Here is a 16,521-nt window from a genome sequence, read left to right on the forward strand (position 1 = left end):
GCGCGAACCAGGTCTGACGGCGGCGCGCTAGCGGGCTGCGATCGGCACGACGTCGGAGGCCAGCCAGTCGCCGCCGCGTTTGGTCAGCGTCACCCGCACCGCCGGCGCCGCCTGGCTGGGGGCCTGGCCGGGTGCATTCTGGGTGACCCGGATGATCACCGCGACACTGGCCGCCGACGGCCCGATGGCCTCGATACCGGCCGCCAGCGTCTGGGCTTGAGCGGTGACTTTGCGCTGCGCCAGGTCGGCGCTGCTCTTGGTGAACTCCTCTTTGAACTTGTTGGCCCGCTCCGGGACCATCAACGCGGCGGCCCGGTCGATGGAGGCCGCCGGAGCAGTCGGCGAGAACGACGCGACCGCTTCGGCCACCCCCGAAGCAACATGCACCACGGTGACCGAATCCCGTTTGAATTCGCTGTCCACGTTCGTCCAGTGCGTGTAGCCGGTCAATACCGCTGCGCACAACGCTGCCGTGGACAAGAAGACAACGGCCAGCCTCAGTCCGGGTGCGTCGTCGTCGGTACCGACCGAGACCTTGTCTCGGTGCAGCAACCAGAAATTGATGGTGATGCCCTGCACGATCAGCAACGCCAGTGCGGTACCGGTCGCCACCCACCACCGCGGCCAGCCGAGCACCGCACCGATCGCCGCCAGCCCGATGATCGCCCCGAGCGGCGCCAGGATGTCGAACGTCGCCAGCCGCCATGCGTTTCTCATCGGATCGACTCCAGCATCGAGATCATCAGCTTGTTGTCCACGTTCGAGATGTCCAGGCGCAGGCTCCAGTGCACCGTTGCCGGCTTCGCGCCGGCGTTCTCGCTGACCGATGTCGCGACCACCATCACCGAATCGGTACGGGTAGCGAACGCCGGTAGCTTGGTCGTCACCACGGGCCGCGGGGATCCGGGTTGGCTGTCCAGGTCGCGGTGCACGGTATCGATCGCCACCGCCTCGATCCGGCCTAGCGTCTGGGTCTGCAGCTTCTCCACCACCTGCCGGTAGGGCTGAACCACCGCATCGAAGTCGGTACTGAGCTGTCCGACCGTTCCGTCGTGTAGTCGCTGCAGGCTCGCGTCGAGGTTGCCGCTGTTCATGTTGATCAGCACGTCCGTCCAGTCGGCGGCCGCCTGCATCACCCGCGCCAAATAGACGCGCTCGCCCGAATCGTCGCGATGCCCGGTCCAGATGAGCACGCCGAGCACCACCGCCACGACCGAAACCACGCCCAGCACGCTCGATGCGATGCCGAAGCTGGACACCAACGGGCCCCCGGACTCGTCGGTTTCGTCGTCGGTGCCCTCGTCGACGACCTTGTCCGGCAGGGCCGGTTTCTTGGCTTCCTTCGGCGCCTTCGGCTTCTCAGCACTCGCGGCGCTCTTCTTGCTCGCGACATCCAACTTGGCGTCCTTGACGGCCGGCTTCTCGCTTTCGTCCTGGTCAGGCATGGCCCGATCGTTGCACCCGAAAAGAGATGGAAGGATGGCGGGGTGACAGTAGAGGCCATCCGCTCGGGGATCGACCTGAGCTACGTCGACGCAGCCGCCCGCCCGCAAGACGACCTCTTCGGGCACGTGAACGGCCGTTGGCTGACCGAATACGACATTCCCGCCGACCGCGCGACCGACGGCGCCTTCCGCACCCTGTTCGACCGCGCCGAGGAACAGGTCCGTGACCTGATAGCGGAAGCTAGCGCAAGTCAGGCCCAACCCGGCACCGACGAACAGCGCATCGGCGACCTCTATGCCAGCTTCCTCGACGAGGACGCCGTCGAACGCCGGGGTCTGCAACCGCTGCACAACGAGTTGGCCCTCATCGACGGCGCCGCCGACCGCAGCGCGCTGGCATCGTTGATCGGTGCCCTGCAACGCACCGGTGTGGGCGGTGGGGTCGGACTCTACGTCGACACCGACTCCAAAAACTCCTCCCGCTACCTGGTGCACGTCAGCCAATCCGGGATCGGGTTGCCCGACGAGTCCTACTTCCGCGACGAGCAGCACGCCGCCGTACTGGCCGCCTACCCCGGCCACATCGCCACAATGTTCAGCCTGGTCCTCGGCGGCACCAGCGCAGACCATGCCGACACCGCCGCCCGCATCGTGGCGTTGGAGACCAAGCTCGCCGCCGCGCACTGGGACGTGGTCAAGCGCCGTGACGCCGACCTCACCTACAACCTGCGCACCTTCGCCGAACTGCAGAACGAGGGCAGCGGCTTCGACTGGACCCGCTGGGTCAACGGTCTGGGTGCCACCCCGGAATCCGTCGCCGAACTGGTCGTGCGCCAACCCGATTACCTCACCGCCTTCGCGGAGTTGTGGGACGGCGGAGACTTCGAAGACTGGAAGAGTTGGACCCGTTGGCGGTTGATCCGGGCCCGGGCCCCGTGGCTGACCAAGGAACTCATCGACGCCGACTTCGATTTCTACGGCCGCCAGTTGACCGGCACCGAGCAGATCCGGGATCGCTGGAAGCGGGCGGTCTCGGTAGTGGAGACCCTGATGGGTGACTCCGTCGGAAAGCTCTACGTAGAAAAGCATTTCCCGCCGGGAGCCAAGGCCCGCATCGATGCGCTGGTTGACAATCTTCAGGAGGCGTACCGGATCAGCATCAGCGACCTGGGCTGGATGACTCCGCAGACCCGCGAACGCGCCCTGACCAAACTGGCCAAGTTCACCGCGAAGGTCGGCTATCCGGTCAACTGGCGCGACTACTCCACACTGGTGATCGACCGTGACGACCTGTACGGCAACTTTCAGCGCGGGTACGCCGTCAACCATGACCGCGAACTTGCCAAGCTCGGCGGACCGGTCGACCGGGACGAATGGTTCATGACGCCCCAGACCGTCAACGCCTATTACAACCCGGGAATGAACGAAATCGTCTTTCCCGCAGCCATTTTGCAGCCTCCGTTTTTCGACGCCGAGGCCGACGACGCCGCCAACTACGGCGGCATCGGCGCGGTGATCGGACACGAGATCGGGCACGGCTTCGACGACCAGGGCGCCAAGTACGACGGCGACGGCAACCTGGTGGACTGGTGGACCGACGACGATCGCGCCGAGTTCGGCGCCCGCACCAAAGCGCTGATCGAGCAGTATGAGGCGTACACGCCGCGCGGATTGACTGAAGGGCACCACGTGAACGGCGCGTTCACCGTCGGCGAGAACATCGGCGACCTCGGCGGCCTGTCGATCGCGCTACTGGCCTACCAACTTTCGCTGAACGGCCAGCCTGCGCCGGTCATCGACGGATTGTCCGGTGTACAGCGGGTGTTCTTCGGCTGGGCCCAGGTGTGGCGAACGAAATCCCGTGACGCCGAATCGATTCGGCGGTTGGCCGTGGACCCGCACTCCCCGCCGGAGTTCCGCTGCAACGGTGTCATCCGCAACGTGGACGCCTTCTACGAGGCCTTCGAGGTAGCCGAAGACGACGAGCTGTTCCTGGAACCCCAACGTCGCGTGCGCATCTGGAACTAGCAAGGGGTCGCCCCACCCCCGCGAGCAGACGCTAAAGCCCCCAAAACTACTGCAAAACAGGGGCTTTCACGTCTGCTCGCGCCACCTCGATACGCGCCGGCACGTGCTTGTGCCAGGGCGTGCCGGCATACGCGTCACGCCAGCCTGTCGAAGTGAGCGAGTTGGGCGCAACACCCGGTACCACGGTGCGGCCGTCCTCGTCGATGTAGTCCAGCCCAAATCCGTTGGGCAGCGCGGCATGTCCGGGCAGCATCGTCTCGGTGATCTCAACCGTCGCCTCGGCAGTGCCGGCCGCGGTGGTGACTCGCGCCCGCCCGCCGTCGACCAGACCCAGGCTGAGCGCGTCTTCGACACTGACCCGCAGTGCCCCGTCGGCATCGCGCTTACGCCAGGACGGGTCGCGGAAGATGTCGTTGGCGGTGAAGGCGCGCCGCTCCCCCACCGATAGCACCATCGGCAATTCGGACGTCGTCAGTTGGGGCGGAGTTTGCGCGAGTGCCGCGAGATCATCCAGCATCTCGGGGATTTCGAGCGCGATCTTGCGATCGGAGTGGTTGATCAGCGCGAAGTCATCTTCATAGTTGTGCACGGTGAAGGTGACCGCCGACGGGCCCGCCAAGATGGCGTCGAACAGCGCATTACCGTCGGCGTGGCCCGCTCGACGAACCGCATCCGGGTAGGTCATCGCCGTCTTCTGCGCCAGACCCCACACCGCCGCGGCACCCGCCATGCCGTCGCCCAGAGTGGGCCCGAGTGTCTCGTACAAAACGTAGGGCAGCAGCTTTGACAGCATCGGATTGCCCATTACCGCACCGAAGAACATCTCAGTGAACGCCTGGCGGCCCTGTTGCGCAGCCTCGCGCAACGGCCGTAGTTCCACTTCGTCGATCACCTGCAGCGCCCGTACCAGACGCGCCCAGATCTCCGGCTCCGGCAGGGTGCCGGGCAACGGCTCGAGCAGCGGCCGACGCAGCTGAAAACCGTTGTGCGGGAACTCGAAATTGAAGAAGGTGGCTTCCGGCTTCTCGAACTGGGAGGCCGCCGGCAGCACGTAGTGGGCAAGCCGCGCCGTTTCGGTCATCGCTACGTCGACGACCACCATCAGTTCCAGCGACTGAAATGCCTTGCGGCACGCCGTCGAATCGGCCAGCGAGTGCGCGGGGTTACCGCTTTCGACGACCATCGCCCGGAATCGGTCCGGGTGATCGGTCAGAATCTCTTCGGGCACCGCGTTGGCCGGTATCAGCCCCGCGATGATTGGCTGGCCGGTGACCGGCGTCTTGCCCGACACCGTGGAAAACAACGGCGCGAACGACGAATGAAGGTGCTGCCCGCCCTTTTTCGCGAAGTTGCCGGTCAGGATCCACAGCAGCTTGTTCAGGTAGGAACACAGCGTGCTGTTCGGTCCCTGCTGGACACCGAGGTCCTCGAACACCGCAACGCTGGCGGCCTTCCCGATGCGGCGCGCCGCCGTCCGCAACAATTCCTCGTCCACGCCGCAGCGTTGCGCGTACTCGGCGACCGGCACTTCTCGCAGCGCATTGCGAACCACCTCCGTACCGTGCACATGCTGCGCCAAAAACGCTTCATTGCAGAGGTTTTCCTGCACCAGAATGCCGGCCAGCGCGGCCAGGCACCAAGCGTCGGTACCGGGCCGCACTCGCAGGTGGAAGTCGGCCATCTTCGCGGTGTCGGTGACGACGGGATCGATCACGATCATCGACCGCAACGGGTCTTTCGCGATCTCGTTGAGCACTACCCGGGCTCGGGGAATGCCCTGCGACATCCACGGATTCTTGCCGACGAACACCGATACTTCGGCGTGCTCGAACTCCCCCCGGGTGTGTCCGCCGTAGAGCTGCGCGTCCACCCACGCCTCGCCGGTCTTCTCCTGCGCCAACGCATTTGAGCGATACTTTGCGCCCAGCGCCTTCAGGAACGCGCCGCTGTAGGCGCCGCCGAGATGGTTGCCTTGCCCGCCGCCCCCGTAGTAGAAGATCTTGTCCCCGCCGTAGACGTCGCGGATGCGCTTGAAGCCTTCCGCGATCTCGACAACTGCAGTGTCCCAGTCGATCTCTTCGAAAGTGCCGTCCGGGCGGCGGCGCATCGGCGAGGTTAACCGGGACCGGTTGTTCTGGTAATGGTCGAGTCGCAATGCCTTGTTGCAGGTGTACCCTTGCGATGCCGGGTGCTCTTTGTCGCCGCGGATGCGGGCCAGTTTGCGGTCTTCGACCTGAATCACGATGCCGCAGTTGCTTTCGCAGAGGATGCAGGCGGTGTGCTGCCAGTCAGTCGTCATCATGGACCCCTTTCGGGAGTGCAGCGAGTAGCAGGTTGCGCAGCTGTTTGTGCATGACCGCAAGAGGAGTCAGATCCCGCCCCACCCGCGCCATCAGCAGCGCGCCTTCCAACGCCGAGGTCGCGAACACCGCCATCTCGCGCGCGGACTCCGCGGGTATGCCGTCGGCGATAAAGCGTTGCACCATCAACTCGGTCCAGCGATCAAACGCCGCCGCGGCGCGTTCGACCACCGGCGCCATCCGCTCGCGGGCTCCGCCGTCCTCCTTTTCGAAGCCGGCTTCCACCGACACAGCCGCGATCGGGCAGCCCGCGCGAAAATCGGTGGCGACCAGTTGCTCGCGATACTTCGCAATCAAGGTGTCCAACAACTCGAGGCTGTTGCCGGCCTCGGCGATGATGCCGGCGACGTATCCGCCGGCGAAATCGACCGCTTCGCACAGCAACTCGGTGCGTCCGCCCGGGAAGTGGTGGTATGCCGACCCGCGCGGGGCCCCACTGTGCTCCAGCACGTCGGCGATTGCGGTGGCACGTGCGCCGCGCTCCCTGATCAACAGGGCGGCGGACACCACCATCCGCTCACGAGGACTTCGCATTGCGCCTCCGTCGGCACTCGCGCTATGTATGACGATCTACATAATCGCACGAGAAGGGTACATTGCGCACCCCCGGATTGCGCGGCCGGCCCTACTGCTGCCAGTCGTTCGACCCGTCGTTCCTGGTGTAGGAGCCGACCGAGTTCTTCACGACGATCGGATCACCCGGACCGAAGTTGGCGAAGAACCACTTGGCATTGGCAGGGCTCAGGTTGATGCAGCCGTGGCTGACGTCGCGTTTGCCCTGGTCATCGACAGACCATGGGGCGCTGTGCACGTAGTTGCCGCTGTTGTCGAATCGAACAGCGTCCGCGACCGTGATCTTGTAGCCGTTCGCGGAGTTGACCGGAACTCCGTACGTCGAGGAATCCATCACGACCGACGCCGCCTTCTCCAGCACGTAGTAGGTGCCGTTCGCGGTCTGGTGGCCGCCGCTGGCCATACCCATCGACATCGGGAAGGTCTGCTGCACGACGCCGTCGCGGGTGACCGTGAGCTGGTGGGTGGCGTCGTCGGCGGTGGCCAGCAGCGCGTCACCGGTGCGGAAGCTCGACACGGTGCCTCCCGCGTCGATGGTCACGTCGGTGTGGGCCGGCCAGAAACTCAGCGGACGCCAGCGCAGCTGGGTCGGGGTCTGCCAGTAGAACTTGCCCGAGACCGGCGGGGTCGAGGAGATGTGCACGGCGCCCTGCGCCGCACCTGCGTCATCGATGCGCCCGGGGAAGTTGATGATGATCGGCTGCGCGACGCCCACGGTTGCACCGTTAGCCGGATTGAAGCTCGGCGGCGCGAAAGGAGCGACACCGACGAACGGGGTCGGGTCCTGTCCGGCGCCTGGATCCGCCTCCACCGGTTGAGCCGCCGGGATGGGCGGCGGGAAGAGGCCCGGATCGCCGGGAGCGGGATCCGGATCAGCGAGCGCGGTGCCGGCGTTGAGCGCCATCGCCAAACCGACGACAGAAGAGATTCCAGCTACCTTAAATGCGCGGTAGCGACGACTTTTGCCAGCCATTATCTCAGCCTTCCTCCCGGCCACGGTGTGCTTACCTATTGCAGATGCCGACTCAGAGCTGCCAGTCGGAGGCGCCGTCGGGCTTGTTATAGACCCCGACAGAGTTCTTCACCACGATCGGGTCGCCACTGCCGAAGTTGTCGAAGAACCACTTCGCGTTGGCGGGTGCCAAGTTGATGCAGCCGTGGCTGACGTCGCGCCTACCCTGATCGCCCACCGACCACGGCGCGCTGTGCACGAAGTTTCCGCTGTTGTCGATCCGGACGGCGTCATTCACCGTCACCTTGTAGCCATTGGCCGAGTTGACGGGCACGCCGTAGGTCGAGGAGTCCATCACCACGGTGGCCATCTTCTCGAGCACGTAGTACGTGCCGTTCGCGGTCTGGTGGCCGCCTGATGCCATCCCCATCGACATCGGGAAGGTCTGCACCACGGTCCCGTTGCGGGTGACCGTCATCTGGTGCGTGGCGTCGTCGGCGGTGGCAATCAAGGAGTCACCGGTGCGGAAGCTGGACTTGGTACCGGCAGCATCGATGTTCACGGCCGTGTTAGCCGGCCAGAAGCTCAGCGGCCGCCAGCGCAGCTGCGACGGCGTCATCCAGTAGAACTTGCCTGCCACCGGCGGGATCGACGAGATGTGGGTGGCGCGCTCGGCCATTGCCTGATCGGCGATCGGCACGGCGAAGTTGATAATGATCGGCTTCGCTACGCCCACCATCGAGCCGTTGATCGGGTTGAAGGTCGGCGGACGGTATGGCGCTTCGCCGGTGAAAGGGGTCGGGTCCTGTCCCTGCGCGGGTCCGGACGCCGGCACCGCCGACGGGTCACCGGGCGGCAACCCGAATGGATCGGTTACCGGCGGCAGCGCCTGTGGGTCGAGTCCGGGCTGATCCCCGGGCGGTGCGACGACGACAGGTCCGACAACAGGTCCGGGGACGGGGCCGGGGTCGCCCGGCGCGTCGTCCGGGTCGGCCAGAGCTGTTCCGGCGCCCAACACCAACACGGCGGCCAACCCCGCAGCGTTGAGCGTGGCAGCCCTCATCCAGCGCGACATATCGATTCCCTCCGGTAACATTCTTCGCCCCAAGGCGTGGCCCCAGTGTGGCACAGGCACAGCGTTGATTAGCCATTCGCCGAGTTCGTTTATACCGTTACGAACCGCAGTTCAGGCCGTTGACCTGCAGCATTAGTCGTTGTGTGAAATTGGTGCCGCGGCCGCCTCAGCGGGCCCAGCGCAGGGGTCGGGGCCGGGGGCTTCCACGATCGGCCGCACGGCCGTCATCGCCACCAATGCGACTGCCATCAACCCCGCCGATGCGGTCAGCATCATCGCCACGCTGCGCTCGTACAGCAGCCCACCCGCCAACGATCCGGCCATGATGCCGACCTGAAACGCGGTCACGTACATGCCGGAGGCCCCGTCGGGATCGTCGGCGCCGGCTCGCATCGCGGCCGACTGCAGCATCGGCGACACCGCAGTAGCCATGGCGCCCCACAGCACGATCGCGCCGGTACCGACCACCAGGGTCGTCATCGCGGAGCCATGCCATCCGAACGCCAGCGCGCTGAGCAGTACGAAAGCCGCCGTCAGCCCCGCAATGCAGAAGATGATGGCACCCTTGGGACGACGGTCCAGTGGCCTGGCCACCAGGGTCACGGCGAGCACCCCGGCGATGCCGTATGCGGCCAGTAGCCAGGCCAGGTCCGGTCCGCGCACACCGACGACCTGGCGGATGATGACCACGATGTAGGTGTAGGAGACGAAATGTCCGGTGACGCCGACCATGGTGATCAGGCTGACCAGGATGAGCGCCCGATTGCGGTGGTGCCGCGCTTGGCGACCCACGTACTGGAGTTGGTCGGCGCTCAGCGTCATCTCGGGTAGTACCAGTCGGGCCGCGACGGTGATGACGGCGGCCGCGACCGTGACGCAGACCGCAGCCAGTCGCCAGCCCCACATCAAGCTCAGCGCCGCGGTAAGCGGGCTGCCGATCACCAGCGCCAGGCTGGTTCCCATGTAGATGGACATGGTGGCGCGTCCGGCATGGCTGGGCGGCACCAGTCGGGTGGCGATCGGGGCGATCACCGACCAGAGCAGACCGTGGGTAACGGCACACAGCACCCGACCACCAGCCAGTACCGCGAAGTTGGGCGCCAGCGCCGAGATGAGCTGCGAGACCGTCAAACACACCAGGCTGAGCACCAGCGCCCTGCGGCGCGGCCAGTGCGCGGTCCAACGCACCAATGGCACCGTTGTCAGTGCCGCTACCAGCGCGTACCAGGTCAGCAACGTTCCGACCAGGACCACGCTGACGTGCAGGTTGCGCGCGATCGCCGACAACGCTCCTACGGGAAGGATCTCGGCGGTGACATAGATGAAGGCGGCCGCGGCCAGCACTGTCAGTTGAACCGCGATCCGTGGCGTCCACGTTCGCGGATTATTTGCGAGGGTTCCGGGTTCGACAGTCATGTTGTGGGATGCGAGATCGATCGGGTGCTGCAGTAACTCACGGGCACGATTTACGCTGCCATTACCGTACGCAACCCACCCCGGGCTTTACCTAACTTTGCAGTTCAACACGCCCGTTCGGTCAGGAGCGAACGAGGCGCGCGATGGCAGCGGAAGCCTCGGCGAGTTTCTCGTCCGCCTCCGAGCCGCCCTCGGCCACGGCACGGGTGACGCAGTGACCCAGATGCTCGTCCAGGAGGTTGAGTGCCACCGACCGCATGGCGCTGTTTACCGCACTGATCTGGGTGAGGACGTCGATGCAGTACTTGTCCTCTTCGATCATGCGGGCGATGCCCCGCACCTGCCCCTCGATGCGCCGCAGCCGTTTGGCGTAGTTGTCCTTCTGCTGCGCGTACCCGTGTGGTGCTGTCATGTCACTCCCAAACCCGAAAGAACCCCGAACGGACTGCGAACCCGAGCGGGTCGGCCGGGGCGTTTCGTATCCTAAGACACTTTATACCCCAGCGGGGTATTGGTGTCAGCCGTTAATTGATTTTGGGCGGATCGCGCGGCACCGCATAATTGCAGGATGGCCCTAGCCACTAACCAAGCCCCTGACCAGATCGACATCAAACCCCGCAGCCGCGACGTCACCGACGGCCTGGAGAAGGCCGCCGCCCGTGGGATGCTGCGGGCGGTAGGCATGGGCGACGAGGACTTCGCCAAGGCTCAGATCGGCGTCGCTTCCTCCTGGAACGAGATCACCCCCTGCAACCTCTCGCTGGACCGGCTGGCCAAGGCCGTCAAGGACGGTGTGTTCGCCGCCGGTGGCTATCCCCTGGAGTTCGGCACGATCTCGGTCTCGGACGGCATCTCGATGGGTCACGAGGGAATGCACTTCTCCCTGGTGTCTCGCGAGGTGATCGCGGACAGCGTCGAAACCGTGATGCAGGCAGAGCGCCTGGACGGTTCCGTGCTCTTGGCGGGCTGCGACAAGTCCCTACCCGGGATGCTCATGGCCGCCGCGCGCCTGGACCTGGCCTCGGTCTTCCTCTATGCCGGTTCGATCCTGCCGGGCCTGGCCAAGATGTCCGACGGCAGCGAGCGTGAGGTCACCATCATCGACGCGTTCGAGGCGGTCGGCGCGTGCTCGCGCGGCCTGATGAGCCGCGCGGACGTCGACGCCATCGAACGGGCCATCTGTCCGGGCGAAGGCGCCTGCGGTGGCATGTACACCGCCAACACCATGGCCAGCGCCGCCGAGGCCCTGGGCATGTCGTTGCCGGGCAGCGCCGCACCCCCGGCGACCGACCGTCGCCGCGACGGATACGCCCGCCGCAGCGGACAGGCCGTCATCGGACTGCTGCAGAAGGGCATCACCGCCCGGGACATCCTGACCAGGGAGGCGTTCGAGAACGCGATCGCGGTGGTGATGGCCTTCGGCGGCTCCACCAATGCGGTGCTGCATCTGCTGGCCATCGCGCACGAGGCCGAGGTCGAGTTATCGCTGGCCGACTTCAGCCGGATCGGTTCGAAGGTGCCGCACCTGGCCGACGTCAAGCCGTTCGGCCGGCACGTGATGTCGCACGTCGACCACATCGGCGGGGTCCCGGTCGTGATGAAGGCCCTGCTGGACGCGGGCCTGCTGCACGGCGATTGCCTGACCGTCACCGGAAAGACGCTCGCCGAGAACCTGGCCGACATCGCACCGCCGGACCCGGACGGCAAGGTGCTACGCGCGATGGACAACCCGATCCACCCGACCGGCGGCATCGCGATCCTGCACGGATCGCTGGCTCCGGAGGGCGCGGTGGTCAAGTCGGCCGGTTTCGAGTCCGACGTGTTCGAAGGCACCGCAAGGGTTTTCGATGGCGAGCGAGCCGCTCTCGATGCGCTCGAAGACGGCACCATCACCCACGGCGACGCGGTGATAATCCGCTATGAGGGCCCCAAGGGCGGTCCGGGGATGCGTGAGATGCTCGCCATCACCGGTGCCATCAAGGGTGCCGGGCTGGGCAAGGATGTGCTGCTCCTGACCGACGGCCGGTTCTCCGGAGGGACCACTGGCCTGTGCGTCGGCCACATCGCGCCCGAGGCCGTCGACGCCGGACCCATCGCGTTCCTGCGCGACGGCGACCGCATCCGCTTGGACGTGGCCAACCACACCCTCGACGTGCTGGTGGACCCCGACGAATTCGCGGCGCGGCAGGAGGGCTTCACTCCCCCGCCGCCGCGGTACAAGACCGGGGTCCTGGCCAAGTACGTCAAGCTCGTCGGATCGGCCGCGAACGGCGCCGTCTGCGGTTAGCGAACCAGCGCGAGCGCGAACCCGTCCCAGCCCTTCGAGCCGACGGTCTGTAGCGCTGCGGTGTCCAGGCGCGGGTGAGCGCCCATGATCTGCAGCGTCTCCTTGACCGCGGCCACCCTGACGTCCTCAGACTCGGTGACTATGTTTCCGCCGCGAATGACGTTGTCCAGCACTATGACGGTGCCGGGATGGCTGAGCTTGATCGCCCACTCCAGGTAGGCGGCATAGTTTTCCTTGTCGGCGTCGATGAACACCAGATCGAACGGTCCTCCGGTCACCGTCGGCAACGTGTCCAGCGCGGCCCCGACCAGCACCTCCACCCGGTCGGCCAGGCCGGCCCGCTCCAAGTTGGCCCGAGCCACCTCTGCGTGCCGGGGCTCGAATTCGAGGGTCACGACCCGCCCCTGCGGGCCGGCGCCGCGCGCCAGCCAGATGGTGCTGAACCCGCCCAGCGTGCCGAGTTCGAGAATGCGGTGCGCCTGCATGGCCGAGGCAAGCAGGCACAGAAACTTGCCCTGCTGCGCCGACACCGCAATGTGTGGCAGCCCGGCCGCGTCACTGGCCTCGACTGCTGCCGCCAAGGCGGGGTCGTCGCCGATCAGAGTGCTGTCCAGGAAAGCGTCGACGGCTTGTGCGGTTGCTTCTTTCGCCATGCCCAACGCTAACCCAAGCCGCTGACCCGTTGCATGCTGTTTACCCGTACCCCTATGGGGTATATACTAAGTTCGAGTGACCCAGCGGGGCGCAACAAACCCCGGTCCCGACAACGACGAAGGTGATACCAAATGGCAACTCATGAGGCCGGAACCCTGCTCTCCTGCGGCCACGAAGGCTGTGGCTGTCGCGTTCGCGTGGAAGTCCCCTGCCACTGCTCCGGCGCCACCGAGGAGTACCGCTGCACCTGCGGCGAGGCACTCGTCCCCGTCCAGTAGTGCCCCCAGAATGACGGCGATGGCCCGCCGCGCCCGGCTTCGCCGCGCTCGCGACCATCGCGAAGCCAGGCCGGTTGTACGTTCGGGCGGCTCCCCTCAGCCTCCGAACGTACGACCGGCCAGTTCGACTTCCGCCACCAGATGCAGCGCCGCCGCCGAAGCGCCGACCGCAACGGTGTGTTGACCCGGTGCGATCTGCCAGTTCCCGGCCCGGCCGTCGTACCGTGCCAACAATCGCGGCTCCGCTTCGATACGCACCCGGCGAGACTGACCGGGTTCGACCTCTACCCTCTCGAATCCCAGTAGCCGCAAGCGATTTTCACCCGGCGCGCCGATCAGATACAGCTGCGGGACGTCCGTTCCGGTGCGCGTGCCCGTGTTGACGACGGTGCAGTCAGCGGTCACCGTGTCACCGCCCGTCACCTCCAGATCGCGGTACTCGAAGCTGGTGTAGGACAACCCATATCCGAACGCGAACAACGGTTGTCGGTCAGTTTTCGCGAACCAGCGATAGCCGACTTCGGCACCCTCCGAGTAGTGAATGGTGCTCGGCGTCCCCAGCCCATCAACCTCCGGCAACCGCGGGCGCGGCGTCTGATCGAGATCGACGGGGAACGTGATCGGCAGGCGCCCCGACGGACTCGTCTGGCCGGCAATAATTTCCGCGATGACCCGGCCACCGTCCTGACCCGGGTACCAGGCTTGGAGTATCGCATTCACCGAGTCGCGCCACGGCATGGTCACCGGGTTGCCGGTCTCGAGCACCACGACCGTGTTGGGGTTGGCCGCGGCGACCGCGGCGATCAGCCCATCCTGCCCCCAGGGCAATGACAGGTCGACGCTGTCGAAGCCCTCGCCCTCGGGTCGCACCGCGAACACGATCGCGACGTCGGCCCGCTTTGCCACCGGCACCGCGTCGGCCGGGTTGATGCCGGGATCGAAGTCGATCTGGGCGTGCGGGAATTGCTTTCGCAGTTCGTCGAGCGGGCTCGACGGCAATAGATACAGCCGGCGCATTCCCGCTTCCAGGCCCGCGCCACCGATCGGGACGACGCCCGCATAGCCACCCGCGGGTAAGACGATGCTCGACCCGTACCCGGCGGGCACACCCAACTGCGCGTAGCCACCGATAACGGCAATCCGTGCAACGGACGCCACCGGCAACGCGCCGCGGTTCTGCAGCAGCACAATTCCCTGCCGCGCGATATCCGCGGCAATGTCGTTGTGCGCGTGCATATCTGGCGCGGCCACGGTCTCCCACCGGTCTATCCCGACTTCGAACATCGACCGCAGGATCCGCCGGACCATATCCGACAACCGCTCTTTGGGCAGCCGACCCTCGGCATAGGCCGTCCGCAGCGGGTCGCTGAACGCCTCTGCCTGCCACAGCACGGCGTCGATCTGGGCGCCGCACTCCTGGTCCAGGCCACGAAGCGCGCACTCCCACTTCGGCGTCCCGCCCCAGTCCGACATCACCCAACCGCGGTATCCCCAGGCACCTTTGAGCACGTCGTTGAGAAGCACGTCGTTGGCCGCCGCGTAGTCACCGTTGATCTTGTTGTAGGCCGCCATCACCGCACCCGGCCGGCCCCGCTCGATGGCGATCTCGAAGGCCAACAGGTCCGATTCGCGATGGGCGTCGGGATCGATCACCGCGTCCAGCCAGTGCCGGTTGGTCTCGTTGCAGTTCAGCGAGAAGTGCTTGACCGTCGAGATGACACCGTGCTGCTGGATTCCGATGACCTGCTCGGCGGCCATGGCGGCGGTCAGCAACGGGTCCTCGGAGAAGTATTCGAAATTGCGGCCATTGCGCGGGTCACGGGCCAGATTCATCGCACCGGCCAGTTGCACATTCAATCCTCGGGCACGCGCCTCGGCGCCGATCACCGAGCCGGCGGCCCCGGCCAAGGCGGGATTGAAACTGGCAGCCAGCGCCAGTCCGGCAGGCAGCGCGGTCGCGGTGTCCCCGGGCCGGAAGCCAGGATTGGTCACCCCGAGGCCGGCGTCGCTCATCCGCAGTGCCGGAACACCCAGCCGGTCGATCCCCGGCACGTATCCCGCGCTCATCGGCACCCCGGCTGGAATCCGCTCGTCGCGCAGCGGCCAGAATTCCCCGGCACCGATCACACCCACCACCAGGGAGAAGCGCTCGTCGTCGGTCAGCGCAGACTCGACATCACGCGCTCGTTGATCGGGATCGTTCACCGCACACCCTCTTTCGCGTACACCACCCGCAGCACATGACCGACTTCGGGTCCCATCACCAACTCCGTCAGCGTGCACATCGTGGCCACGAAGTCCGGTCCATGGGGCGGGGGTGTCTGACTCAAGTGGTGCGCCACCTCATGCAGTATGACCAGTTCACGCATCGCCCAGTCCGCGGTGTCCCGGTCGGGGACAGCGATAGTGCCTGCGCCAGAACGGTTTTCGTAGTGTGCCGCGGTGGCGGCACGTCGCGCCCGCACGAGCAGCGCCGAAGAGTCCGGCCACTGCCGGCGCACCGCGGGCAGGGCCAGCACGTCGTCGACGTAGCGCTGCACCGACGCCACCGATGCGAACTTGGCCTCCGGCGGCAGCGTCAGCTGGGTTCCGAAGAATTCGAGGCTGGGCGACCCGTGCTCGATCGCTCGATCGAACATGACTCGGACGAATTGCTCAGCCGCGTAAACCTTGCCGCGCTGAGAGTCTCGGGTCACCGGCCCAATGCGGTTCGCGCTCCGGGCAATTCGGGACTGTTCCCCAGGTGCGCCCGCCGGCCGGCCCGATCACCCGCATTTCGCGCCGCCGACGAGTACCCGGCCGTTGCCCTGTTGGCCCGCCAGGTGCCCCGCGCCTTCGACGCAACACGATAATGGTCGCGCAACTCGACTTCCTTGTTCCGCAGTGCGATCGCGGTTCCCGGAGCACGGGTGCGGTCCTTGGCCACTTCCTGCTGGGCCTGTTCACGCGCCTCGGCCAACCGCTGACCGACGCGCGCCCCGAAAGCCAACTGGAAGTTGAGCCTGGCGGTGATGGTCGGCGTCGGCCGGTGGGCGCCGGTAGCGAGGTAGGCGTCGGAGGCCCGAACCATCTGGACCACCAGACTGGCGTAGAGCGCATGCGTCGCGTCGATGTCTTCGGCGAACCCGTAGGCGTACACGAATGTCGAATTCGTCGCGATGTCACAGCGCACATCATTAGCGGAGCCGATCAGAACGAAGAGTTGCACGTAGGTACGTAGTCCTCGAGTGCCGGCCTCGCCGATGGTGACGGTTTTCTGGGTGGGCGCCTGGGCAGCCGAGCGGTTCGCGGAATGCGAGCGCGCCACCGCCAGGTCGATGGATGCGGCCGTCGCCAACCGCTGCGCGGCGCTCATGAAGGCGTCCGCCTCGTGCGAGTTGTCGGTACCTTCGGCCTGACGCAGCAGTGCCGCGATACGGGACAGCATCTTGTCGTCGGTCATGCCGCCAAAAT

General features: G+C 66.2%; 15 protein-coding genes. 3 read left to right on the forward strand and 12 right to left on the reverse strand.

All coding sequences use genetic code 11. The annotated features are described in order from the left end of the window. Window positions 1-27: 27 nt before the first annotated feature. Window positions 28-717, reverse strand: coding sequence for a hypothetical protein (locus ACZY1I_RS12265; RefSeq protein WP_463754667.1), 690 nt, complete (start codon window positions 715-717; stop codon window positions 28-30). Continuing rightward, window positions 714-1,445: a hypothetical protein gene (locus ACZY1I_RS12270; protein WP_463754668.1), complete on the reverse strand. Its 732-nt coding sequence runs from the start codon at window positions 1,443-1,445 to the stop codon at window positions 714-716. Before ACZY1I_RS12270 ends, ACZY1I_RS12265 begins: the two co-directional genes overlap by 4 nt. A gap of 42 nt (window positions 1,446-1,487) precedes the next feature. Between ACZY1I_RS12270 and ACZY1I_RS12275 the strand changes: the two genes are divergently transcribed. Beyond that, on the forward strand, window positions 1,488-3,473 hold the full coding sequence (locus ACZY1I_RS12275; RefSeq protein ID WP_463754669.1) for a M13 family metallopeptidase: 1,986 nt from the start codon (window positions 1,488-1,490) through the stop codon (window positions 3,471-3,473). A gap of 46 nt (window positions 3,474-3,519) precedes the next feature. Here ACZY1I_RS12275 and ACZY1I_RS12280 read toward each other — a convergent pair whose 3' ends face one another. From ACZY1I_RS12280 to ricR, 6 genes are all read right to left on the reverse strand, one after another. Further along, complete coding sequence (locus ACZY1I_RS12280; protein ID WP_463754670.1) at window positions 3,520-5,775, reverse strand: molybdopterin-dependent oxidoreductase; 2,256 nt, start codon at window positions 5,773-5,775, stop codon at window positions 3,520-3,522. Further along, a complete protein-coding gene (locus tag ACZY1I_RS12285) occupies window positions 5,762-6,367 on the reverse strand; it encodes a TetR/AcrR family transcriptional regulator (protein ID WP_463754671.1) in 606 nt (201 codons plus the stop codon). The genes ACZY1I_RS12280 and ACZY1I_RS12285 overlap by 14 nt, the downstream gene beginning before the upstream one ends. Window positions 6,368-6,458: 91 nt before the next feature. Continuing rightward, window positions 6,459-7,379, reverse strand: a complete 921-nt coding sequence (locus tag ACZY1I_RS12290) for a L,D-transpeptidase (protein ID WP_463754672.1) — start codon at window positions 7,377-7,379, stop codon at window positions 6,459-6,461. A gap of 52 nt (window positions 7,380-7,431) precedes the next feature. Next, window positions 7,432-8,433 carry a L,D-transpeptidase gene (locus ACZY1I_RS12295; protein ID WP_463754673.1) on the reverse strand — a complete coding sequence of 334 codons (1,002 nt, stop codon included), beginning with the start codon at window positions 8,431-8,433 and terminating at the stop codon, window positions 7,432-7,434. 132 nt (window positions 8,434-8,565) lie between these two features. Next, the gene (locus ACZY1I_RS12300; RefSeq protein ID WP_463754674.1) at window positions 8,566-9,849 is read right to left on the reverse strand and encodes an MFS transporter; all 1,284 of its coding nucleotides are present in this window, start codon (window positions 9,847-9,849) and stop codon (window positions 8,566-8,568) included. Window positions 9,850-9,970: 121 nt separating this feature from the next. Continuing rightward, entirely contained in the window at window positions 9,971-10,261 is a 291-nt protein-coding gene (gene ricR, locus ACZY1I_RS12305; protein ID WP_463754675.1) for a copper-sensing transcriptional repressor RicR, read from the reverse strand. A gap of 156 nt (window positions 10,262-10,417) precedes the next feature. Here ricR and ilvD point away from each other — a divergent pair, with 156 nt between their 5' ends. Beyond that, window positions 10,418-12,136 (forward strand): dihydroxy-acid dehydratase, encoded by a 1,719-nt coding sequence (ilvD, locus tag ACZY1I_RS12310; RefSeq protein WP_463754676.1) that lies wholly within the window; start codon window positions 10,418-10,420, stop codon window positions 12,134-12,136. On the opposite strand, the gene ACZY1I_RS12315 is transcribed toward ilvD, so the two are convergent. Beyond that, entirely contained in the window at window positions 12,133-12,789 is a 657-nt protein-coding gene (locus ACZY1I_RS12315; RefSeq protein ID WP_463754677.1) for an O-methyltransferase, read from the reverse strand. The two genes, ilvD and ACZY1I_RS12315, sit on opposite strands and share 4 nt — an antisense overlap. A 132-nt stretch (window positions 12,790-12,921) precedes the next feature. Here ACZY1I_RS12315 and mymT point away from each other — a divergent pair, with 132 nt between their 5' ends. After that, window positions 12,922-13,068, forward strand: coding sequence for a copper-binding metallothionein MymT (gene mymT / locus ACZY1I_RS12320; RefSeq protein WP_463754679.1), 147 nt, complete (start codon window positions 12,922-12,924; stop codon window positions 13,066-13,068). A gap of 96 nt (window positions 13,069-13,164) precedes the next feature. On the opposite strand, the gene ACZY1I_RS12325 is transcribed toward mymT, so the two are convergent. Genes ACZY1I_RS12325 through ACZY1I_RS12335 form a run of 3 tightly spaced genes read right to left on the reverse strand, consistent with a single transcriptional unit; the run spans window position 13,165 to window position 16,510 of the window. Further along, the gene (locus tag ACZY1I_RS12325) at window positions 13,165-15,273 is read right to left on the reverse strand and encodes a glycoside hydrolase family 3 protein (protein ID WP_463754680.1); all 2,109 of its coding nucleotides are present in this window, start codon (window positions 15,271-15,273) and stop codon (window positions 13,165-13,167) included. After that, window positions 15,270-15,764 carry a TIGR04338 family metallohydrolase gene (locus ACZY1I_RS12330; protein ID WP_463754681.1) on the reverse strand — a complete coding sequence of 165 codons (495 nt, stop codon included), beginning with the start codon at window positions 15,762-15,764 and terminating at the stop codon, window positions 15,270-15,272. Before ACZY1I_RS12330 ends, ACZY1I_RS12325 begins: the two co-directional genes overlap by 4 nt. Beyond that, window positions 15,761-16,510: a DUF2786 domain-containing protein gene (locus ACZY1I_RS12335; protein WP_463754682.1), complete on the reverse strand. Its 750-nt coding sequence runs from the start codon at window positions 16,508-16,510 to the stop codon at window positions 15,761-15,763. Before ACZY1I_RS12335 ends, ACZY1I_RS12330 begins: the two co-directional genes overlap by 4 nt. Between the last annotated feature and the right edge of the window lie 11 nt (window positions 16,511-16,521).

The sequence above is a fragment of the Mycobacterium sp. IDUB_37 genome (genome assembly GCF_055419245.1).